Below are 22,908 nucleotides of genomic sequence, written 5' to 3' on the forward strand. Positions count from 1 at the left end.
ACTGCATGTCAACCAGCTTGTAGAAACTCCCCATACCAGATGGTCGATACTTTGTGATATGAGTCACATTGACCAGCGGAGTCATACATGCGCGACCTTTATTCGACAACGTCTTCGTCGGCGCCACAGGCGAGTCCGCCTCCCCGTTGCGCCTTCCACAAGCTGTCGCATCGCTCAGTACAGCATCCGAGCACCAGGTCAGCGGCCGGGCGCTCGTGGATCGCCGGGCCTGGGCAGTGCGACCGGCCGAGACGCGTTCGATCGCGTCCGAGGCCTGCCGGGGCGCGGCCGAGTGCTATATCGCCAAGATCCCTCCGCCTCGTCCGCGCCAATCGGGAAACCGTGACGGTGGCCGTACGGACGTGCGGCGCGCGCGGGCCGTCCCGTCGAACGCGAACGACGCAGCATTGACAAGCTGCTCGGACGCCCGGCGGCGGAGAGACTGGCCGCCGACGCCACAGAACATCGCCGTCCGCGACCAGGCACTCATGCCCAGCGCTCATCCATCTGGCGTCGTCGAGGCAGCGTCAATTGGCCCGGCCGGACCACCGGATCTGCAGCTCACAAGAGCATCCGCATCTGAAGAGCGGGACGGCCAGCCGTGGCGTGCAGCCATCGGCGTCACCGCCCTGCTCACACTCGGCACGCTGTACTTCTCCACCGTCCAGTGCAACGCCACCCTGCCCAGGACCGAAGGACTCTGCCCGGTCGAGCCCGATGAACATCCCGCGTGGGATCCTTTCCTCTACACACTCGACCTGCTCATCCCGCTGGTGAGTCTGGGCCACGACACCGCTGGGACCCTGTCGGCTCGGCAAAAGCCGTCGCCCTGGCGCTCACGGACGCGGGCTGGGTGCTCGCCACCACGATCGCCGCCGCAGCACGCACCATCAGCCGCCCGTAAGGCCTCAAACGGGTCCGAAGAGTCATAAGGTGCCGTCTGTCCGTGCAACTGGTCGGCCTCACCCACAGCACGGCCGCCGCAACGACCACCTCATCGGCCAGAGCATCCCCGCGGCCTGGCCGTGCCCGGTCCGCCCCACGCATCGCGCCGAGTCTGTTGGAGATCTCCCTCACCTGGGCCGGTTCAGCCTCTGGCACGCCAGTCAGCGGCGTAGCGCGGGCTTCGGGGCGAGTCCCCCATCGGCACATCCCGCCAATGGGCATCTGCGCGCAGGTTCTGTACGGCTCCCGGCATTGCCGGCCCGACGAGGAGCGCGCCTTGATCAGACGAAGATGGCCCTCACGGCCTTGCTCACCTCCGCGAGAGGGACTTTCTCACGTTGGCGTTCGAAGGCGATCCACTGCTTGCCCTCCGCGGCGACCCCCTCCAGGACGTGCAGGGCATTCCAAATCCCCGCCGTGCCGAGGGTTACCTGTGACGCGCCTTGCGGATCCTTGTCCTCAGTCTCGGTGACATCTGTGGGCGGATCGGTCACCTTCACTTTGATCGGGTCGCCGTTGGTTAGTGTCAGCTCGAAGACGTTCTCCCCGGTGTCGGTCTCGGCCACCTGGACAGAGGTGAACGCGTCGTAGCGGTAGTTGGTGCGCGCCCGGATGGGGAAGGTGGCCTTCTGGAAGTCGAGGCGCATGGTCAATTGCCGCACACCGTCCTTGGTGAGCAGGAAGAGAAGGATCTTGTACTTCGAATAGCGCCATGGCCCGTTCTCGACGCGTGCCCTGTCGTAGGAGGGTGTGGCGGGCGCCTCGATGAAGGCATGGGCGAGGACGTCCTGCCGTTTCAACCGGTAGAGATCCATCGCCTGCTCCATCAGCACCTTGCGGTCGCACTCCAGCCAGCGGGCCATTTCGAGGTCGTCCGGTCTGTCGGCGAGTTTGCGCTTCCATCGGTCGAAAGCCGCCCGGCGGCCGGCCAGCAGCCGCTCCTTCTCTCTCTTGTCGGCCGAGTGGCGCCTGTACTCCGCGGCGATGCGCAGCCAGAGGCGGGCCGTCGACCAGACTGAGGCCAGGGCGACGATCGCGGCCAGCGACACGAGCAGCGGTCTGACATGCGCGGCGCTCCAGACCAGGAAGCCGCCTGCCACGATCGCCGCGATCGAGGTGAGCACGCACCTCACTCTCAGGAGCACGGAGACGCGCAACTCCTTGCGGTAGTCCCACAGCTTCCCCGCCTGCCAGCGCCGCGCGACGTCGGCGACCAGATATCTGGTGAGCCAGGCGACACGCTTGGCGTTGACCGTGCTCTCCCGATAGAGGGTGACCACCTCGTCGCGCAGGGCACGCCGGATCCCCGCCGTCTCCGACAGCCAGCGACCCGAATCCGCGTCACGTGGGGTGTACAGCGCGAAATAGTGCCTGAACTGCCGGTCGATCTTGCCCGCGAAGCCGTCACCATGCGTGGTGACGGCCGGCCTGTGCAGGTACTCGCGATCCTTCGCCTGACGTCGCTCCTTCTTCCACCTCCACTCCACACCGCTGCGCACGCTCATGTAGCAGCCAGCCGTGAGAGTCAGCAGGGCGGACAGCGCCACCGTCTCGTTGTGCTCCCAGGCCGTGGTGCCGACGAAGCCGACGGTCACCAAGGCCAGCGCGGTAGTCGCCATGGCCGCGGTCCAGGCGCCGGGTCCGACGAGGACGGGGTCCGCCGGCCGTACTCGTGCGCCGATGGGCTGAGGTTGGAAGAACTTCCAGGCCCGGCCCAGCCGGTTCAGCGCGTAGCGGTCGACCTTGGCCGCCTCGAAGGCGCGCGCCCAGAGGGCATCCTCGGCGGAACTGTCCAGGAACATCTCCATGTGCTGGAGGAGGTCGTTACGCTGCTCGTCGGTCAGCTTCTGGAACTCCTGCTCCAGGCCGACAGCCCGGCTCTCCTGCGGCCGGGACGCCAGGAGGTGGTCGACCAGCTTGATCGTGTCGGCCCAGGCGTCGTCGTCCTTGACGGCACCGCGTACGCAGCGCAACACGTCGATCTCGTCGGGCGGCAGCTGCTGCAGGGTCCGTCCGCTGAGCAGGGCCAGCAGCAGGTAGAAGCAGGAGCGGCCGTTGACGTAGTTGCGCACGACCACAGCTTCGCGGAGGTGCTCGCGTGCCTCCGGAGCCATTCCCGCACGAAGGCAGTTCAGCCCCGCCTGGAAGATCTCCTCGGCCGAGCGGGCAGCCGCGACCTGATAGACGTTGACCGGCCCGTGGATGGCCTCCGCCTGGACGGCGACGTTCGCCGAGTCTTGGGCGACGTTGGTCGGGCCTGAGGAGGAATCGTTCACAGGACGCTCCGGATGGCCGCGATCACGGCCGACACGTGCGCAGCCAGCTCCGCCACGTCCGCCAGGAGCCCGCGGAGTTTCTTAAGCGCGATCATCGCCTTGCTTCGGCCCTCCTCGGTGCTCTCCGCCAGCGACTCGGCGGCGAGGGCGATCTCCTGCTCCGCCGCGGTGAAGGTGCCCTCGTCCACCTCCTGGGCCTTGCGTGCCCTGGCGAGCCGGTCGCGCAGTTCGGCGAGCTGGGTGATCGGGTCGACCGCCTGGCTCTGAGGAGGGTGGCCGACGGTGACGTTGCCGTGGATGTGCCCCGCCTGCACGCCCACCCGGGCGTTGTCGCGGGCGACGTTCTTCACGTTGCCGGACATGTTGCTCGCCTCTCTCACCTTGCTCGCGGGACGGTTGTCGTGCTCGACGGCCAGTTCCTGGGCGAGGGCCACGGCGAAGGCGGCGGCGTTGGCCACCGCCTTCGGCTGCCAGTTCAGGCCGTCAGTCGCGGTCTTAGTGCCGTCGGCGCGGTCGCTGATGCCGCGCACCACGGCCATGGGCAGCGATCTGTTGTGGTGGGCGGCCTGCGCCACGCCGGCCGCCTCCATCTCGATCGCAAGCGCGTCGTTGTAGGTGTGGCGCACCCATTGGGCGTGGGCGCAGATCGCGGAGTCCTGGACCACTTCGCCAGCCGCGATCGGGCCGAAACGCACTTCGGGGACAGCCGCTCGCGCAGGCAGGTGACGGGCCCAGGTCCCGGTGCGGTAGAGGTGGCGGGCGATCTGGTCGGTCTCGTGATCGATCTCCCAGACCCGCGGACGTGCTTTGAGGCCGTCGTCCTCGCTGGTGCCACCGTGGTAGGCGTAGACGTGCGTGGCCACCACCACGTCACCCAGGCCGACACCGGGCCACAGAGCCCCGGCGACCCCCACGAACAGTAGCGCCGACGGCGAGAACTCGGCGATCGCGCGTTCGGTGATCACCGCGGACGGATGGTTGCCCTTGCCGACCAGGCCCAGAGCCACCCGGCGCCCGTCGCCGGCGAGGCGGCCGACCTCGAAGCGAGTACCGGCTGTGTGACGGTGCACGCGCGGGTCGCTCAGGTGCCTGCGGACGGCCTGATACTCCAGATCCAGCGCAGTGAGGATCACGATCATGACCATCGACCTCCTAAGGCCGAGTCATCGGGGGATTGAGGACATGGACCGGGCCCGCCCTGAAGAGCCGGGCGGGCCGCCCGTTCGGGGTCTTGCGCATAGGGCCGTCGGCGACGATGAAGCCGCGGGCGCCCTGTACCTTGCGGTAGAAGTTGCGGGGATCGAGGCGGACGCCCCAGACCGCCTCGTACACCTGCTGGAGCTCGGAGATGGTGAAGGACTCGGCGCAAAAAGCGGTGGCCAGGGCGGTGCGCTCTAGCTTGACACGCGCGCGCTCTACTCCATCGATGACGATGCGGCGATGGTCGAACGCCAGCTTCGCGCCCGGAGCCAAGGCGTCGTCCACCGGGGTCCACGAGGCGTCGGCGGCATCGGTACCGGCAACCGGCTCTGGCATCCGGGGCGCGATGGCCAGGTAGGCGACGGCCACGACACGGCCGCGCGGGTCGCGGCCCGGCTCGCCGTACACCGCCAGGGACTCCAGGTGCACGTCGGACAGGCCCGCCTCCTCTAGCAATTCGCGCCGCGCCGCCGCCTCGAGATCCTCGTGCTCGTCGCGCAGGAAACCACCCGGTAAAGCGAGGGCTCCGAGGAACGGGTCGATGCCACGTTCCACAAGCAGGACGTGCAGGCGCGCGTCACGCAAGGTCAAAATCACCAGGTCTACCGCGAGCAGGATGCGCGGCGGCTGCCATGGGTCGTCGGGCATGAGCACACCATAAGTTTTTGTCAGATCGACAGGAACCCTCTTCAAGCACGGACAGTAATGTGTGGCGCTGAGGTAGTGTCAGGACTCGCCATGAGCAGCCGTCACTGGCCCACCCAATATGAATCCGCTTGCCGAATCAGCACGGCTGAGCGGCTGCAGTGATCAGCCTCGGTCACGGCCCTGGCTTTGAACAAGCACCTGCATCTGAAGAGCGGGCACATCTTGCAAGGCTCCCGCCGCGAGAATCGTTTTGACCAGGCCAAACACCCGTCAAGCGATGGACAATGAGAGGTCCTTGCCGAGGCGCCAATGCACGGTGAGCAGCAGCCACATATCGCCCATCAGTAGACATGTTGGACTCGAAAAGACTCGAGCTCTCCTAAAGCGGGTGCCGCAGGTTCGAATCCTGCCGGGGGCACGCTTCTCGACCAGGCAATTCAGTCTCTGACCTGCGGTTTCTCTGCCGCAGGTCTTTTGCTTCCAGATCCTCGATAGGCCGCCAAGGGCACCCGAATGCAGCCGTAGGACAGCGTCCTGGGGACATACGGGGGACGATCTTGAAGGCGTTTCCCCAGGCCAGCCACCCATAACCAGAGCCGACTGTCGTGGTTGAGCCACAGCTTTCTATGATCGGCTGGGTGCAGCATCTGGCCCTCTTCGACCTCGACAGAACGCTCATCGACCTCGATACCGCGTTCCGCCGGTGGAGCGAGGCCTTCGCCGAGGAACAGCATCTGGGCCCCGAGGACCTCGCCTGGCTCGCCTCCCAGGCCGCCGATCGCCGTCGGAGCTTCGCAGGTGCTCATAGAGAGCGAACATCACGCTCGGCAGCGTCACCCGAATATCCAGCCGCTTGGGGCCTGGATGCCGTTGGCGCCGCTCGGCCTGCGGGTACACCGCTTGGTCCTAGACACAAGGCTGCCCGACGCGATCCATGACACAATGCCCGTTCTCGTAGAAGATCAAAAGCGGTGCCAAGCGGGCGCGAAGTCACGATTCCTCCGATGACTGTTGTCGCCCACCAGAACGTGCCCAGCACCCGGCTTGATGGCGCTCACTGATCGCGCCTACACCAGAACGCCATTCGGAAATGTCATCCGGACTAGCGCCTACCGGCCATTGACCCCCAATGCCTCTCGGCGCTCATCACATCCTTCCTCCGTGCATCCTCGTCCAGAAACCTGCGTGATCATCTCCACACTTCACGTAACGAGCGTTACGTACCGAGTCGGCAACTCGCCAAAGGAACTTACAAGATCATAGCTCGTTTCGCAGACTACCGACTGGAGCCTTCTGTTCGCTTGGAAGGCAGGCGAGCTGACCGGTGATCACGAACCAGATCCACGAAACCGATTGCGGCGAAAATTTGTCGCCGCTATTTTCCCTGCTCAAATAGGCAGGGCGTCGTCGTCGGCCACTATATGAGCGCATTGTTCGCTACAAGGAAGCTGGAAGCGGCTACCATAAGCGAGGAAAGGCGGAGGCCCAAGCATGCTGGCCTGGGCCTCCGCTGGAACTGGCAACTGGACGGATCCAGCACTCAGATCCTTGATTGCAATACCAGTATATCTTATGCGCACTACTACATAAGATGCCTACGGGAGAGTGTTGAGACTTTCCAGTAGCCAGCTCCTTCTAAATAACACAGAAGAAGGGGATGGCAATGACCAGCAAATCAAATCACGGCGGAGACAACAGGAAGCGAAGGTCCAATAAGCGATACCGCAGGAACGCAAATAACGCAGACTGCTTCTGCACTCTAATCCCGTCGGCCCTCAAGCATCTTATATGGCTTACCGTTCCTGCCGTCATCGTTATTATCGTCGTTCGCTTTGGAGTAGATATCAATCTAACTCTACGCTAGCCATAGCACAGCAACTAGCACTAAGACCACAGTCTATTAACAGTGAGGGGTCGTCCAATGCGACGATCCCTCACTGCATGCATAGCACCCACGCACACATGTACCGCAGGCGACAATGCCGGCCAGTTCAAGATCAACTAAACCGTCCCTTACGTAAGGCGCTGTACTTGCGAGAGAGGCAAGGAGTCGCACCCTGGGGGACTCCGTCCAACCCTTCGCCGCTAGCCCATCTCCCGGCCTCTGAGGGGCTAGCCTTTTGCCCCTTTTGTTAAGTTTAGTCTCGAATGCCCTGTTAGTCGTGGCGGCGCGCTGGCCAACCTTTCCAGAACCGCGATCCAGACCAGCTCAACACATCCGATGTATAGCTACTTCGCCGAACGAAGGCTGCTGATCCAAACACTCTCCATGTCTATGATCGACGCCATGCAGCGGCTCGCCCTCTTCGACCTCGATAGGACGCTCATCGACCTCAGCGCCGCGTTCCTCCGATGGGCCGAGGAGTTCGCCGAGCAACACCACCTAAGGCCTGAAGACATTGCTTGGCTCGTCTCCCTGGACCAGGGGGTACACCCTCACCGAGACATCTTCTTCACCAAGGTGCGCCAGCACTTCGGCCTCCCCGAACCGGTCGAGGAACTCTGGGCCGACTACCGCCAGCGGATGCCCTACCTCGTTCGGTGTTACCCGGGCGTCCTGTCGGGACTGGACGAACTGCGGGCCGCGGGATGGCTTGTCGGGATCATCACTAACGGCATGGCCGACAACCAGCTCGGTAAGCTCCGCCGTACCGGTCTGGCCGAGTCGGTCGACGGCTATGCGGTATCAGGCGTCGAGGGCATCCGGAAGCCGGACGCTCGTCTCTTCCAGATCGCCGCCCAGCGGTGCGGAGCCAGCCTCACGGAAGGTGGCTGGATGGTGGGAGACAACCTCGTCACGGACATCGCAGGTGCTCAGGCCGCGGGCCTACGCGGGATCTGGGTGGATCACGGGACGTGGCCAGGGCACGAACATCGGGCCGACCACGTGGTAGCGGACGTAACCGAGGCCATCGCCTTCATGAGTGATACGCACCAGACGGGATGAATGTTGAGCTCATGCCATATGAGTAGTTCGGCTCGACGGCACCACGACGGCCCTTTATCGTCACATTGATCCCATAGATAGCCGTCCTCAAGGTCCAAAGGATCCAGGATGATGGCGACCCAGGAACAAATCGCCGCCGCGCGACGCACGATCGAGCAGTTACGCGACCAGCACGCCAACGACGTGCGCAAGCTCATCGGCCTGCTCGAAGACGGCGCGATGAAGGGCAAGGCCGCCGACAAGCTGCTCAAAGACTGCCAGGCGTGGGAGGCGGCGTACCGAGGCGTGTTCAACCGAGCCCTGGCACTGGTCGAGTCCGTACGTCCCGACCCAGCCAACCCAGCAGACCCTGTAGGACTGTGGCCACCACCCCTGAATCTGCAGGGTAAGGCCGGCGGATGAGCCCGGCTCCGAACCGGATCGGCATCGACCCAACGCTGATGACCCAGCTCATCAGCGAGTTCAAGCGCGTCGATCGAGCGTGGCCGGACGCGGATGCGCAGATCGCCAGGGCGCTCAGCTCCATCGGTACCAGCATGACTGGACCAGGCCTGCTCAGGGACGTCGCGTCTCAGATCGCCCAGCACATCCCCGACCTCCAGCGCCGCCTGGACCTCATCATCTCCACCCAGAAGATCGGCCTGGACAAGGGCGTCGTCTGGGCGGACGAGACGCTCTGGGTCTCCAGCTCACCGGCGAGCGGCGCCGCAGCGGCCAGAACCGTTGCCGGCCAGCTTCGCAAGGCGGTCGAGGACGTTGCCAACGGCCGGGGGACGCTCTCCAAAGAGACCTTGGACCTGCTGGAGCGGCACCAGCACGATCCCTACTTCGCCGTCGCTCTCGCCAAGGAGATACCGCCGAAGGAGTTGAAGGCGCTCCTGGAACGTCTCTACCTGGCGCACCGAGGATCCTTGGGAGACGACTGGGCCAAGCCGTCCTCTTCCTCCGTCATGGACCAACTGGCGCGAGCTCTCAGCGTGACGTTGGGGACGGCCTCGCGCGGAGTCGGCGACATGAAGCTCCCCAAGACGTACGTCGACGAGCTGATCGCTACCGACGACGATCCGATGAGCGGCCGCATGGTCGACGAGCTCCTGCGCTACGGCACCTTCGACGACGCGTTCCTACGCGAGGTCGCCAACAAGGTCTTCGACAACGCGCAAAAGCCGGCATCCGAACAGCAGGACATCATCAAGTTCGGGCCCGGCCTCGCCGCCGCCCTGGCGAACAACGCCAGGGTCGCTCAAGACTTTTTCACCGATCCCGCGCGCAAGCCGCTGTCCTTCCTGATGCGAGACAACTTCTGGGGCAGCGGCAACGGTGAACTCGGCCGGGCCATCGAGGCAGCCACCATGACGTTCCGCGACCACGGCCAGCCTCCCGGCAGTTCACGCGGGTACAAGTCGGCCTTGATAGCGTCCTGGGCGGCCCACTTCTGGTCAGACCCGCGAGCGCAGGCCAACCTTCCCGACACCAAGCAGAACGCTGCCCGCATGTTCTCTGCCTACATGGGCGACGTTCATCGAGCGGCTATCACGGATTTCCCAGAGCCGATGGGTGCGAATCCACAGCCCGACTCTGACCCGAACCTCCCTGGCAAGCAGCCCTATGGAGCCATGTTCGACAGTGGTGCGGTCAAGAAGGTGATGACCTGGGCTTTCAAGGATCCACAGGCGCTGAAAATCGCAGTCGAGGGGCACGGCGAGTACAGCACGAAGGTTCTGGACGCCCAGGGCAAGGTGATCCGCGATACGGTCAACGCCGAATTTGCCGAGTGGCAGAGCGCCCACCCGGACGCATCGGAAGAGGAGCAGCAGGCACATCGCCAGAAGCTGCTCACCGACAACATGAACAGCAATCCGGGGAAGTTGTTCAATGCTCAGGCGAACGCCCTTGGCAAGTCACTCCATCTCATGGTCGACGCCGGAAACTTGACCAACATCAACGAGGCCGACCAGAAGGACCAGAAGAGCCAGGCTTTCAAGGACGGCGTGTCCAGGACGCTCAAGCTCGTACTTACTCCAGCGGGCGACTGGGTCGTTGCCGGCTACGAGTTCCTTGAAGGCCCCGTTAGCGACAGCATCAAGCACACCGAGGGCAAGGCCGCACGCAGCCAGGGAGAGGAAGCCCTCCGTGAAAGCCAGCGCCTCTTCAAAGACCTGACAGCTAATGTGATGATGCGGTACGGACTGTTCGGCGACGAATCAGCCAAGGGGTCCGCACATCCTCACGCATCCGAGAACTACGCCGAGAGGTCGGGTGGCGACTTCCTTGTCAACGGCCAGATCATCCCTCGTGACCAGATGACTTGGCAACAGAGGATTGCCTACGATGAGTGGCTGAAGAGCTCTCCGGCCGCCGCCGTCTTCCGTGAGGTCGACCGGGCAGTCTGGGAGGGATTCCAGCTAGACGTCCCTCCGTATCCGGAGGCAGAGGAATGAGAAACCGGTCAGCTCCCGCCCTGTTGGCCGTCATCCTCATCTCTGTGGCAGGGTGCTCGTCGCCTCCCCCTGCGGATCGCCGCCCGCTCGGCAGTGTGACGACACCGCCTGTGGAATGCGGCCTGATCTCCAACCAAGCCATTGGCCGGGCCATCGGGTTGAGTGACTTCTACGCAAGCGGGTCAACCTCGGCGAACGACTTCTCCCATTGCGTCGTCAGCAAATCTCCGAGCATCAGGGACAAGGCGTCGATGACCGTCGAGCTACAGGATCCCTTCCCGTCGACTTTGCAGAGTCTAGAGAACGGGAAAGCAAGGGATAGAGGTGTAGCCCTGCCCAGCGGCGTCGGCCCAGGCTACAGCGCGGCCATAAAAGATACAGATGGAAACATTGTTGGAGCCAAGGCCTTTGCCTGGACGCAGGACGGCACCAAAATGCTGGCCATCCAGATCGTCAAGGGGGCGCCGGGGCGGGATCATCAAGCCGATGCCGTCGAGTTCGTTCGCCAGCTCCGCCCCCTTCTCCTGACCTCGGCCCCGCAGCAACCGCGCTAACCGTAGAGAAGGTGGCACGCCCGATTTCGTGTCCGGAACTCGGGACGGGAAGGCGGGAACAGTTCGTCACACGCCGCGATGCTCTCCAGTAGCTCCGGATTCTTTCTCTGTCGCGTGACTCGTTGTTCCGGCTCCGCTTCGCGCGCTCAGCCGGAACCACGGTCTTCATGGGCGGGACCAGCGGCTCAGTTCGATGACGCTGGCGCGGCAGGGCCGGCGGCGCTGGTCGCCGGTGGGGTCTCGGCGATTGATTGCGCCTTGCGCTTCGACACCTTGGGGATGGACCTGGACTTCGTCGAAGGCAGCGCTCGGGGTGACGGAGACGCAGACGGCGCGGACGCAACCGAGGGTCCGACGACGCTCGGTGTGGGCGTCGGCGTCGAAGCGGCGCTCGATCGTGACGCCGTGTCGTCCGTCCCCCAGGAGCCCGACCAGGCGCTGAAGGCCAGACACCCCACGAGGCCCGCGACAAGCGCTGGCCGAGCCAGCCGACGCCGATCACGAACCGGTGGTCGATCTGGCGGGGTGGGGGTCGAGTACCTCCGCCAGCCAAAGAGTCGGGCTCGACGTCAGGCCGGAGGCGGTCCCGGAGCGGCAGGCCGTACGGCGGGCGCCGCCGCGGACGGGGGTCGTTCGGCGACGGGGTGAGGCAGTTCTGATCTTCTTGCATGATCCTCCCTACGTGCCGTCCATGCCTGCCAGGGTGCCGCAGGGCACCTATATCCAGCGGGAATGACTCGGCAAAGACAGCGGTGCAAGACGAACCGGCCCCGCGATGAGCAGGGCCGGAAGCGGGTGGAATGTGGGCTATGTGTCCAGGGCGTCGTTGATCTTTCCGTTGATCTGCTCCTGTTGGCCGTCCATGCACTTGGCATAGACCCGCAGCAGGACGTCAACGCTGTGTCCGGCCCTCTTGGCAACTTCCGGGGCCGGTACACCGGCGTTCAGCCAGAGCGACACCGCCGCGTGGCGAAGGTCGTACGGCCGAGCTGCCAGCGACGAGGCGACCTGCGCCGGAGTGAGGGCGAGCTTGCGGGCTTCCTGCCAGACGTAGGAGTGCGCCGAGCTGGAGTAGGTGCCGCCAGTGCCGGTGCTGAAGATCCGGCCGTCCTTGGCGGTGCCGTACTCGGCGATGTGCTCACGGAGCATGGCGACCAGGACGGGCGGGATCGGGATCTCTCTCGTCTCCTTGTTCGCCCGGTGCTTCAGGCTGCGCGACTCGTGGGTCTGGCCGGAGTCGGTCCAACGCTTGATCCCCTGGGGTCGTGCGTTCTCCAGCACGATCAGGCCCCAGCCTGTCTCAGGCAGCGTGCAGTTCCTCAGCCGCAGGTCCGCCGCCTCTTCCGGCCGGAGGGCGGCGTAGTAGATGCAGGCGAACAGGGCTTTGAGCCGGGGGCCGCGCTTGCGGCCCACCTTGGGCACGGCGTCGAGGAGTGCCCGTGCTTGGGCGGGATTGACGACCGTGCGGGGATCGATCACCGTGACGGCCTTGGGGGCGGTCCACTTGATCTCATCCAGGGGGTTGCTGCCGAACAGCTTCTGCTCGACCGCGTGCTCCAGGAGGTGATGCAGGATGGCGCGCTTACGCCGTACCGTGTTCGCGCCCGCCGGCGAACCGGCGAAGGTGACCGAGATGGCGTCGAGGGCCATCCGAAGGACCTGCGGTTCCTTCAGCTCGGCCAGTGGAAGCGACGCCCGTTCCAACCAGCCGAGAGCCACCGTTTGGGCAGCGGTCAGAACGGCTCGCCTCTTCTCCGGGAGAAGAGCATGGATTCGGAGAACTTCCCGTAGGTCCTCGTCGGCAGGACGGTGCGGCGCCTTGGCCACCAATGCCGGAATCAGCGATAGGAGTGCGTAGGCGTCGGTCTCCCGGGTTCGGGCCGCCGAGGTGTTCCAGCGGCGGAGCACGTACGCCTGAGCGAACTCGAAGAACGTCGGTCCGGAGGACGCACGGGCCAGCATCGACACCGGCAATCCGGTGGCGACGTCGAACTCCTCCCCCGCCTTGGCCGCCTGCCGCAGGTCGGACATGAAGGCGTTGGCCAGGCCCCTGGTCCGGAAGCTCTTCGACTTCTGCTTGCCTGCGACGCGCCAGCGGGCGATGAACGAGGGCGTGTCCCGGTCAGTGCGGTGCTGGATCTCGCCGAGCTTCACGTCGTACGTAGTGTTCATGCCGCCTCCCGTCGAGAGTCGAGCCAGGCCGTGAGGTCGCTCCGCCAGACGCGGAGTTCGAGGTTGGGCAGCTGGACGCAGACCGGCGCACGGCCGAGCTCGCGCCAGCGGTAGAAGGTGCGGCGGGAGACTCCGCCCAGTTCGGCGAGGACCTGAGGAACGGTCAGCAGCTCATCACGCCTGGTCATTGGCCATCACCCACCCCTGAAAGCGGGGTGCCGCTTATCGCAGCCGCGATGACTTGTTCTCCTATCGAGAGCCCCTGTCCGGCGTACTCCCAATGGGCGATGACCAGGACGGTGTCCTAGTCGAGCAGGGGCAGGCGGCCCGTAGTGATCTCCTCGTCGCGCATGTGTTGCTCACGTGCGGCGCGAAGTTCGCCGAGGGTGGTGGAGTAGCGGCGGCTCTTCGTCGAGAAGTGGCCGCGGAAGCCGAGCATGTGGGCCCAGTGGATCAGCCGGAGGTCGACCAGGCCGGGGTGTTCGCCGAGGCGCATGCACGCTGCGATCAGCATGCGGGCGTGCTGACGGACGGGTAGGGCGTCGAGGTCCTCGAGTGGTTGGATGCGCCGGTCGACGGTGCCGACGCATTCGGCGGCTTTGGTGGCGTACTTGGCGATGTAGGCGGCGACCGCTTGTTCGGTGAGGTCGCCGTCCATGGTGATGCGCCGGACGTCGAGTTGTGTCCCCCAGCGGAAGGTCCGTCCCAGGGGCTTGATCTCCGCGGTGACCACGGAAGCCGCGTGCTGGGTGGCCTCCGCCAGAGCGTCAGCGGTCGCCTAGACGGGTGGCGGCGAGGACGGGCCGTCAGGACCAGTGCCGAGCAGAACGCCCTGCTCAATCGGGTGGTGGACGCCTGGCGACGCCGCCACGGCCAGGGCAGCCCCAAGCCCATCCTCACCCTCGTGGGTGGCTACGCCGGTTCCGGCAAGACCGAGTTCTCCCGCTTCCTGTCCGACATCACGGGCTGGGCCTTCCTGGACAAGGACTCTCTGACCCGTCCCATGGTTGAGCGTCTGCTCGTCTCCCTCGGCGGCGATCCCCACGACCGGCACACCGAGCTGTATCTCCGCGAAGTCCGCCCTCTGGAATACCGATGCCTGATGGAGACCGCCTTCGACAACCTTAAGGTCGGCACCTCGGCCATCCTGTCGGCCCCGTTCATCGCCGAGCTCGCCGATCCCGACTGGGTCTCCCGCCTCACCAACCGCTGCGCCGCCAAGGGCATCGACGTCGCCGTGGTCTGGGTGTGCTGCGACCCCGAATCCATGCGCGAGTACATCGAGTTCCGCGGCGCCGCCCGTGATGCGTGGAAACTCGCCAACTGGCAGACGTACGTCAGCGGCCTCAACACCGACACCAGTCCGCCTACTGCACACATCACCGTCGACAACCGCCTCGGCGCCGCGATCAGCCTCGCCGACCAGACCCGCGAGACCCTGAAGCGAATCTTCGCATGAGGGGCATAGTGCTGTACGGGCCGCCGACCAGCGGCAAGAGCACCGTCACCTCTGCCCTTTACCAGCTCGACCAGCGGTTCGCCCTCGCACGCAAGCTCAAGGCCGGCAACCGCCGCGGCACCGAGTACGACTTCGTCACCGCCGAGGAACTCGCCCGGCTGCGCTCCACCGGACGGCTGATGCTGGAGACGAGTCGCTACGGCAACACCTATGCCATCGACCGCCACCACATCACCGGGCTCATCACCGCCGGCCACGTCCCCATCGTCCACCTCGGGAACACCGCGGACATCCGCCGCCTAACCGAGACCGGCCCATGGCTCACCGTCCTGCTGTGGATCCCGCGTCAGACGTGCGAAGAACGCTCCCGGCAGCGCGGCGATTGTGACACCCCGCAGCGGCTGAAGGCGTGGGACGAGACCCTGGCGGATCTGCAAGAGCACGTCGGTCCGCCTTTTCTCCACCGCTTCCGGACCGACCTCGTCACACCAGCAGAGATCGGCGAGTGGATCGCCGGTTCGTATGACGAACTCACGACGATCCAGAGCGGTCACCGCGCCTGACCGGTCATGATCCGCATCCACAAGGTGCGAGCCGCCCGCGCAGGCATCCAAGCGCTCTCGACCACGATCTCCAGGTCCTTGCCGGTGAAGCGCCGGACGAACCACAGGCCGCCTGCCGTGCACAGTTCGTAGGTCGGGCGCAGGCACATGCACGTGTGCTCTCGGACCCGCACCTCGGCACCGCGATCCTCACTCTTCTGCCAGCGCACCCGTAGCGGCCGGCCGTGAGGGCGAGCGGGATGATCGCCGTGATAGTCGAAGTGCGAGGGCGGGCCGCTCATGACCTCACCACCAGTTCGGTTTGGGCCTGGAGCAGCGAGACGAAGGACTCCACATCGTCCGCGCTCACCGTCTGCCGGAACCCCGCGTCAAGCTCGCCAGCACTGAGGCGGACCGCACGTCGGCTCGCATAGTAGGCCCCGGCGTCACTACGGAAGATCGACCAAGCAGGGAAGGCGGCGCGAAGCGCGTCAAGGTCATGACCAGGTAGTGCCATACCACGAGGGTAGGGCGAAGCGAGCGAGCCTGTCTACCCCTAGGGGTCCCGAGGGACGGCGATAGATCCCTATAGGCGAGTGAAGACCCTTAGAAATCCCTTTCTACCCTTGCCCCTGTGATCGAGTTCGAGCCTGACCGCCCCCGTTGGCAGCAGATCGCCGACGTCCTTCGCGCACGTATCAGCAGCGGCGAATACCCGCCAAAGTACCTCGTCTCCGAAGTGCGCCTGGTTCAGGAGTTCGGCGTCGCCCGCGACACCATCCGCAAGGCGATCCGCCAGCTTCGCGAAGAAGGGCTGATCTACACTGTCCCCAACCTCGGCAGCTTCGTCAGTCCATCCGGTGAGCCTGAACCCGCCAAGGACTGAGGACCGCCAGGCGAACGGTGCATCTTGCCGCTGGATCGGAAGGTGGTCGCCGGCCTCGATAGTAGCGACGGCGCGAGGGAGCGGCGATGTGCCGCAGCGACAATCGACTTTCCCGGACGCTGATCACGACAACCACGGGATGCAGACGCCGTGCACCCGACAGCAATCCCTACTTCACCGGAGGCAGCTGTACGAGCGACGACCCATCCAGTCAGCCATCACCTAGAGATCCCGACGTAGCACGGGTGCCATGAAACGGCAGCTCAGACCCATGATCAACATTCCGGATGAGTATTTTCTCTACGGTTTCAAGGGCAGCCCGCCTGCGGCGGCCTGCCGCGCGTCGGGCGGTTGCTGGCCGCGCTGCGGCTCTCCGGCCGGTCGCGGCCGCACCGCCCACGCGCAAGAATTCGACAGTGAACGACAGAGGCCAGATAACGTCTAGCGGCCAGCGCAGCAGCGGTCACAAGCCCAAGCCACAGGTAGTCGTAGCGTTCGGCGACAAGGCCATCCACCTCGGGTCCACACGTCGCAGGGCTGCCGCACCGCTTCCGGTGCTCGGGCCTAACGGCCCTGCGCTCCGGGTCGGCTTGCCATCGAAATCTGAGGTGCTGTAGGTCATACCGCCGATGCAAGACGCTGTCGGGTCTCACTTGATTCTTGACGCCGAGGTACTCCAAGCCATCCTGGTCGACTGATCAAGGCTGAGAAGCGGCGTACGGGGGTACATATGCCGGAACAGACAGACACAACAGATCGCGGCGAACCGACTCTGAGCCTCCCGCCTCGGCGCACCTCACGGCACGGACGCCTGTGATCGCAAACCATGCCAACCTCACGGCCCCCCTGACACGGCGAAACAGCCCGCCCCGCCCCTCCCGCATAGTGCTAAAGTCACCCCTACATTGATGGAGCACTAAGGGGGCACCTTGTCCAGCGTACGCACTGAGACGGAGACCGTAGTTAAGCGTGTACTGCCGTATCTCAGGCGGCGCGGCTACGATCCCGAGAAGGACATCGACTTTGAGACCCCGGTTCAAAGCATGGAGCGCTACACCAAGGGATACGTGGATCTGCTGGTTACGTGCGGCAAGGCAAACCCCCTATTTGTCATTGAAGCAAAGCGTAACGGCAAAAGACTCAATAGAGACGATGCCAAACAAGCAATTAACTACGGCAAAGCCGTTAAAGCTCCATTTGTCGCCGTAACCAACGGGCAAATCGTCCAGGTATTTCACACCGACAGCGGCCAGCCCATTCAATGGAACGGCAGAATTGCCGACAAAATACCAAGCAAAGATCAAATAGACGCAGTCATTCGCTTTATGCGTCGCAAGAAAGATGCTATCAACATTCCTCTCGGAGATGGCGACGCCAGCCTTCCTTTCCGGCCTTCGCTGCCACTTAAGCAGCTCAACGATCTATTTTCGCGCTGCCATAACAAAATTAGGAATATCGAAAAGAACGAGGAAAATTCCTTTTCTGACTTCTCGAAGATCCTATTCTTGAAGCTTCTCGAAGAGAAAGCCGATACCGGAAATTTTCAGCTCCCTTACACATACTACTTCTGGGAGCTGGCCGAGAAGCCGGCAACTCAAGCGGACCAAGTCAAAACCGCCATCCTCCAAATGCTCTCTCAGATAAAGGGCATGGGCTACGGGGATGTTTTGAGCGAGGATCTTCATCTGAAAAACCCTTCCACGTTTAGATACATCGTTCAAGAACTCGCCAAGGTATCACTTGTCGACAGCGATCACGATGTGAAGGGCACCGCTTTCGAATACTTCGTTCGCGCAACTCTTAAAGGCAAAAAGCTCGGGCAGTATTTCACTCCTCGGCCAGTCGTCGAGTTGATGGCTGATCTAATCGGGCACGGAGCTATTGTAGACGCTCTGCGTAGTGGTGACGATGTTCGAGTTGCCGACCCAGCTTGCGGGACGGGCGGCTTTCTCGTGTACCTGTTGAGGGCCTCGCTTAAGGAGCTCAACTCACTGCTAGCGCATCGGAAGATCACCCGTGCAGCGCACAACAAAATCGCCTCCAAACTGATGCGCGAGGTCTTTCATGGAAGCGACGCGAACGAAGGTGTAGCCTCCGCAGCAAAGATGAATATGATCGTCGCAGGGGATGGGCATACAAACATCCGCTGCGAGAATTCCACACTGCCAAAGGCGAGCCTTTGGCCAATGGGCGATACTTATTACGACTTCATTCTCACCAATCCTCCATTCGGAACCTCTGAAGGAGATGCCCTTCCGCGCGAAGATGCCAGTAGATACCCAGTCTCAGGTGGTCGTGGGCAGCACCTCTTCATTCAGAGAATGATCATGGCGGCCAAGCCTGGTGGCTTGGTCTGTACCGTCATCGATGAAGGGCTACTAAACACGGACTCCGGAGCAGAGCTCCGCAGGTGGGTTATGCAGCACGCTGAGCTACTCGCAGTCCTCCAGCTTCCGGAAGAGACGTTCAAACCGAATAAGATCAACGTACGGTCCAGCGTTCTTCTTCTTCGTAAGCGCGATACTCCCGATATCGATCTACTGGATAGCTACCCAGTCGCCTTCGGAGTTCTGGAATCCCTCGGTTACCATGGTTCAGGCGAGGCTATACGTGGATTCGATTTCTCCGCTTTGAGGACGTCTATGGCTAGCGACTTCCTTAAGCACGAGCTTGGTGCTGAGCGATCTGGTCTATACTGGCGCGCGTTCGATGTCCAATCTACCGATATTGCCGTCGATGAGACATCGCGATGGGATAGGAAGTATTGGGAGCTCAGTGTAAGAAACCGCATAACTGAGCTTTTGGACGCCGGCGCCTCGACACTGGCCACCCTCAACATCCTCGAAACTCGACGAGGTCGTTCACCTGCATCCTCCCTGTATGTAGATGAGCCGGAGGGCCATGCCGTCGTAATCAAGGCAGGAAGCAACCTTAATAGATATGGAGAGATTACTCTCGATGGCGCCGACTGGATCGAGAAGGCCACATACGACGAAATGCCGGACGATGTAAGGCTCCAAAAGGGCGATGTCCTAATTGCCTCGACTGGAGATGGGACCCTCGGCAAGACCGCAGTTTGGGATCTCGATCACAAAGCAATTGCTGATAGTCATGTCACAGTAATCCGGGTCAACGCAAGCGCGATCGACCCTTATTACCTTGCGGATTACCTGCGTTGCGGTTTCGGGCAAGAGCAGATTAGGCGTCTGTACACGGGGAGCACAGGCTTGATCGAGCTTACGCCTGAGCATGTTAAACGTATTGTGGTGGCAGAACTAGGTGGAATTACGGAGCAGGCGGAACTCTCGAAGGAGCTGCGCAGTGCTGAAACTGGCTACAGAAGGCAGCTAGATTCGGCGGACAGCGCACTACAGCAAGCGCGTTCCGTATTCGTTGAGAGGTCATCGAAGAAGGCGTTGTTCTAGAGCATCGTACCGACGGAGGCGCGCTGAGAATGGCATCGTCCCATGCAGGCTGAAACTACACACTATCTACTTATTCTCTCTGACAGTCGTGCTATCGCATGGGTGATTGCCCAGCAGCGCATGGCTTTTCCATCCCCGATCCGTGCTGAAGTTAGCAGCCTTAAACTAGGGGATGAACTGTTTATCTATACTACACGGGGCGCTTTTGGTAACCCGACCCGCGATCGTGGCAGAGTAGTCGGTAGAGCAATCGCGCGGACAAGCGCACAGCATGTGGAAAGCCCAATCCAGATCGCCAATCGCGAGTTTGGCAGCGCTTGTGACATCGACATTCACCAGCTTTCCCCATGGGGCAGAGGCGTGGAACTGGCTCCCCTGGTCGAGCGTTTGGATGCTTTCCCCGTACCAACGGCATGGAGCTGGAACCTACGCCGGCCGCTGATGCTGCTCCCCTACCGTGATGCCTCGATTTTGCGTACTGAACTTTCGAGATCGGCAGTAAGCGTTGAGGAGGCGGCTCCGACATATGCTGAGTACGCCAATAGGAGGTAAGCGCAGCTCTCGCCCGCCTTCAGCCATACGCTCCCCCGCCGCTCCTGTTCCGCAGGTGCGTACCCATCCCTTTGCCCGTACCAGCATGCTCGGGCCGTACCGCATCGAACATGATCCTTCACGAGGCTCCGACTCTACGCATTCAACCTGTGTAGTCTCCAGCGTGCGACTGAGCCGTCAACGGAAGCCAACAGCGGTCGATCTTCGGCTATACGGACAACGGCCTTGACGTTACAGATTGGGCTGGCGGGAGGCTCGCGGTTAGCGCGGGGGCATGCACGATGATCTTGCATCGTCCACGTGTCACTTAGCCTATTTCTGCAGCTCAACGGGCCCTTTGCGCGCGAATAGGTCCCACTCTCCTAGTGCGGGTGCCGCAGGTTCGAATCCTGCAGGGCACTCGAGCCAGATCGGCATTTCAGGCCCCTGACTGACGCATCACAGCCGCAGGTCTTGTTGTGCGTCCGTGGTAGGCAGCCGACGGTGCTCGCATGGAGCCGTAAGACCGCGATCAGGAGACATACGCCGATGATCTTGGACGGCTTCCCCAGGCCAGACCCCACTTATGAGACATCAGGTGGTTCGGCGACTCACTACGACCTCAAAGACATCGACCAGCAACGGCCGTTGATCATGCCGAATGCGTGCGCGTCTCCGGCTTGGTGCACACACACGCAGCTGACCACGACCTGAGCCGTCCAGCGCTGCAGTGGCCGCCGGCACCCTGCCAGCCGCGCCCTGTCCAAACGCACCTCGTTCGGGTCCTGACGGGAACACCCCTTGCCATCGTCACCGCCGAGGCCACTCTTCAGATCCACCGACCGGCTGAGAGCGCTCCGCGCCGACCTGGCCCGTCCGATCCAGTGAACGGCGAAGCCGCCCGGGGAACTCCCGGGCGGCTGGACTCGGCGGCAACAGTACGGATCCGCGTCGCGTATCGGCCTTCGTCATCGTCGATTTCCGCTGCGCGCTGGCGTCTACTGGACCGGTCGGGGCTGGTCGGAGCAGAACACCTCCGTGGCGAGGTTCTTCACCAGAGTGTTGAACTGCGCGGCCGGCCCCCTGGTGGCATCGTCCACCCAGGTGACCGAGCCGGTGATGGTGGTGGTGCCGTCCGGGGAGCTGTACATGAGCGCGCCGTAGCCGTGCGGCGGGCTGCCGTTGTGGCGCAGGACGGTGCCGCAGCCCAGGTCCTCGACGTACACGCCCAGCCCGTAGCCCATCTTCGGGTTCGGGGTGCGCATTTCGGCCAGCAGCGCGGGTGGCAGGAGTCTGCCGCTGTTCAGGGCGGAGAAGAACGTGTGCAGGTCCCGGGGGGTGGAGATCAGGTCGCCGGCGCCGGCGAGGAGGGACGTGTTCTGGCGGCTGATGTCGACCGTCCTGGTCCGGCCGTTCTCCTCGTAGCGGAAGTAGCCGTGGGCGTGCGGGCCGGGTAGCTGGGTGCGGTTGCCTGGCGTCAGCGTGTCCTTCATGCCGAGCGGACGCAGGATGCGTCGCTGTAGTTCTTCGGCGTAGGGGCGGCCGGTGACCTTCTCGATGAGCAGCAGCGCGAGGGTGTAGGTGGTGTTGGTGTAGCTCTGGTCGGTGCCGGGGGCGAAGCGGGCGGGCTTGGACAGGGCGAATCGGATCAGCTCTTCGGGCTGGTAGCTGTGGAAACGGTTGTCCAGCCACTCCTTGTTCATGGCGGGGATGCCGGGCACCCAGGTGCCGTCGGGGGCGAGGTCGCCGGTGTAGTTGAACAGGCCGGTGGTGTGCTGGAGCAGCATCCGTACGGTGATGCGCTCGTCCAGGCCGAACTCGGGGAGGTAGGCGGACACCGAATCGTCCAGGCCCAGCTTGTGCTCGGCGACCAGTTGGAGGACCAGGGTGGCGGTGACGGGCTTGCTGTTGCTGCCCACATAGAACGAGCCGTTGACCGGTGGCTTCGCCTGCTGGCCCAGTTTGCGCACTCCGGCGCTGTCGGCCCACTCGCCTCGCTCGTCCTGGACGCGCAGGGTGACTCCGGTGAAACCGGCGTCGATGAACGCCTGCATGGCCTGGCGCAGTTCCGGGCGGTCCTGTCCGGGGATCGCCGTGCCAGAAGCGGCGGGGGTGGCCGTGGCGGGGGTGGCCGTAGCGGGGGTGGCCGTCCCGGCCAGTAGTGCCGCCGACAGTGCCGTGACCGCCACGCGCCGCAGGATCTTGGTCGCTGGGAAGAGAAGGTTGTTCATGGTTCCTCGTCTCTGATGTCGCGCGCAGGCGAACAGCTCAACGCGCAGGCGAACAGCTCAAATGGACGTCCGGGCTACTTGCCGAAGACCTCGGCCACCAGCCGCTGGGTCGCCCCCTGGAAGGCCGCCGCCATGGACAGCTCGGCGTCGTCGACGTAGTTGAGGGTGGCGGTGAGGGTGGTGGCGCCGTCCGGGGTGCTGTAGAGCAGCGCGGCGTGGCCGGCGATGCCGCCGTTGTGGGTGATGACCTTGCCGCCGCCGGGGGTGTCCTGGACGAAGACGCCCAGCCCGTAGCCGACCTTGGCTTCCGGGGTGCACATCTCGGCCAGCAGGTCGGCGGGAAGCAGTTTGCCGCCGAGGAGCGCGGTGATGAAGGTGTGCAGGTCGCGGGTGGTGGAGATCATGTCGCCGCCGCTGGAGACCCAGGAAGGATTGTGGCGGGTGACGTCCACCGTGCCCTCCTCATAGCGGTAGTACGCGTGGGCGTGCGGGGCGGGGAGGTCCGTTTCCGCGGACGGCTGGATGGTGCCGGTCAGGCCGAGGGGGCCGATGATCAGCCGTTGCATCTCCTGGGCGATGGTGCGGCCGGTGACCTTTTCGATGAGGAGCCGGGCCAGGACGTAGTTGGTGTTGGCGTAGCTCCAGTCGGTG

The 22,908-nt window shown here is 63.7% G+C and carries 16 protein-coding genes and 1 pseudogene; 8 read left to right on the forward strand and 9 right to left on the reverse strand.

The window, feature by feature from the left end; translation table 11 throughout:
* Positions 1-1,226: 1,226 nt before the first annotated feature.
* From ABD331_RS34030 to ABD331_RS34040, 3 genes are all read right to left on the reverse strand, one after another.
* Positions 1,227-3,017, reverse strand: a complete 1,791-nt coding sequence (locus ABD331_RS34030; RefSeq protein ID WP_344483918.1) for a hypothetical protein — start codon at positions 3,015-3,017, stop codon at positions 1,227-1,229.
* Positions 3,018-3,217: 200 nt separating this feature from the next.
* Positions 3,218-4,360, reverse strand: a complete 1,143-nt coding sequence (locus tag ABD331_RS34035) for a 5'-methylthioadenosine/S-adenosylhomocysteine nucleosidase family protein (RefSeq protein WP_344483921.1) — start codon at positions 4,358-4,360, stop codon at positions 3,218-3,220.
* Between the two features lie 13 nt (positions 4,361-4,373).
* Positions 4,374-5,069 carry an NUDIX hydrolase gene (locus tag ABD331_RS34040; protein WP_344483924.1) on the reverse strand — a complete coding sequence of 232 codons (696 nt, stop codon included), beginning with the start codon at positions 5,067-5,069 and terminating at the stop codon, positions 4,374-4,376.
* 2,275 nt (positions 5,070-7,344) lie between these two features.
* Here ABD331_RS34040 and ABD331_RS34045 point away from each other — a divergent pair.
* The 4 genes from ABD331_RS34045 to ABD331_RS34060 all read left to right on the forward strand — a co-directional run bounded on the left by ABD331_RS34045 (position 7,345) and on the right by ABD331_RS34060 (position 11,011).
* A complete protein-coding gene (locus ABD331_RS34045; RefSeq protein ID WP_344483927.1) occupies positions 7,345-8,016 on the forward strand; it encodes an HAD family hydrolase in 672 nt (223 codons plus the stop codon).
* Between the two features lie 108 nt (positions 8,017-8,124).
* Positions 8,125-8,418 carry a hypothetical protein gene (locus ABD331_RS34050; RefSeq protein ID WP_344483930.1) on the forward strand — a complete coding sequence of 98 codons (294 nt, stop codon included), beginning with the start codon at positions 8,125-8,127 and terminating at the stop codon, positions 8,416-8,418.
* The gene (locus ABD331_RS34055) at positions 8,415-10,457 is read left to right on the forward strand and encodes a hypothetical protein (protein WP_344483932.1); all 2,043 of its coding nucleotides are present in this window, start codon (positions 8,415-8,417) and stop codon (positions 10,455-10,457) included. The genes ABD331_RS34050 and ABD331_RS34055 overlap by 4 nt, the downstream gene beginning before the upstream one ends.
* A 95-nt stretch (positions 10,458-10,552) precedes the next feature.
* A complete protein-coding gene (locus ABD331_RS34060; protein ID WP_344483935.1) occupies positions 10,553-11,011 on the forward strand; it encodes a hypothetical protein in 459 nt (152 codons plus the stop codon).
* Between the two features lie 807 nt (positions 11,012-11,818).
* On the opposite strand, the gene ABD331_RS34065 is transcribed toward ABD331_RS34060, so the two are convergent.
* The 3 genes and pseudogenes from ABD331_RS34065 to ABD331_RS34075 form a co-directional block, all read right to left on the reverse strand.
* A complete protein-coding gene (locus ABD331_RS34065; protein WP_344483938.1) occupies positions 11,819-13,165 on the reverse strand; it encodes a tyrosine-type recombinase/integrase in 1,347 nt (448 codons plus the stop codon).
* Positions 13,166-13,179: 14 nt separating this feature from the next.
* Positions 13,180-13,371: a helix-turn-helix transcriptional regulator gene (locus ABD331_RS34070; protein ID WP_344483941.1), complete on the reverse strand. Its 192-nt coding sequence runs from the start codon at positions 13,369-13,371 to the stop codon at positions 13,180-13,182.
* A gap of 116 nt (positions 13,372-13,487) precedes the next feature.
* Positions 13,488-13,949 (reverse strand): annotated as a pseudogene (locus ABD331_RS34075) (replication initiator); the annotation flags it as partial.
* Positions 13,950-14,030: 81 nt separating this feature from the next.
* On the opposite strand from ABD331_RS34075, the gene ABD331_RS34080 reads away from it, so the two are divergent.
* Positions 14,031-14,642, forward strand: a complete 612-nt coding sequence (locus ABD331_RS34080; protein WP_344483944.1) for a P-loop nucleotide/nucleoside kinase family protein — start codon at positions 14,031-14,033, stop codon at positions 14,640-14,642.
* Between the two features lie 8 nt (positions 14,643-14,650).
* Positions 14,651-15,205 (forward strand): guanylate kinase, encoded by a 555-nt coding sequence (locus tag ABD331_RS34085; protein WP_344483947.1) that lies wholly within the window; start codon positions 14,651-14,653, stop codon positions 15,203-15,205.
* Here ABD331_RS34085 and ABD331_RS34090 read toward each other — a convergent pair.
* Positions 15,193-15,486 (reverse strand): hypothetical protein, encoded by a 294-nt coding sequence (locus tag ABD331_RS34090; protein ID WP_344483950.1) that lies wholly within the window; start codon positions 15,484-15,486, stop codon positions 15,193-15,195. The genes ABD331_RS34085 and ABD331_RS34090 overlap by 13 nt on opposite strands.
* A gap of 332 nt (positions 15,487-15,818) precedes the next feature.
* Between ABD331_RS34090 and ABD331_RS34095 the strand changes: the two genes are divergently transcribed.
* Positions 15,819-16,070 carry a GntR family transcriptional regulator gene (locus ABD331_RS34095; protein WP_344483953.1) on the forward strand — a complete coding sequence of 84 codons (252 nt, stop codon included), beginning with the start codon at positions 15,819-15,821 and terminating at the stop codon, positions 16,068-16,070.
* A gap of 929 nt (positions 16,071-16,999) precedes the next feature.
* Complete coding sequence (locus ABD331_RS34100) at positions 17,000-19,495, forward strand: N-6 DNA methylase (RefSeq protein WP_344483956.1); 2,496 nt, start codon at positions 17,000-17,002, stop codon at positions 19,493-19,495.
* 1,529 nt (positions 19,496-21,024) lie between these two features.
* Here ABD331_RS34100 and ABD331_RS34105 read toward each other — a convergent pair.
* The gene (locus ABD331_RS34105) at positions 21,025-22,257 is read right to left on the reverse strand and encodes a serine hydrolase domain-containing protein (RefSeq protein ID WP_344483960.1); all 1,233 of its coding nucleotides are present in this window, start codon (positions 22,255-22,257) and stop codon (positions 21,025-21,027) included.
* 74 nt (positions 22,258-22,331) lie between these two features.
* The coding region (locus ABD331_RS34110) for a serine hydrolase domain-containing protein (RefSeq protein ID WP_344483962.1) at positions 22,332-22,908 on the reverse strand (577 nt) is incomplete at its 5' end.

This window comes from Nonomuraea monospora, from assembly GCF_039531895.1.
In the GTDB taxonomy this organism is placed as follows: Bacteria; Actinomycetota; Actinomycetes; order Streptosporangiales; family Streptosporangiaceae; genus Nonomuraea; species Nonomuraea monospora.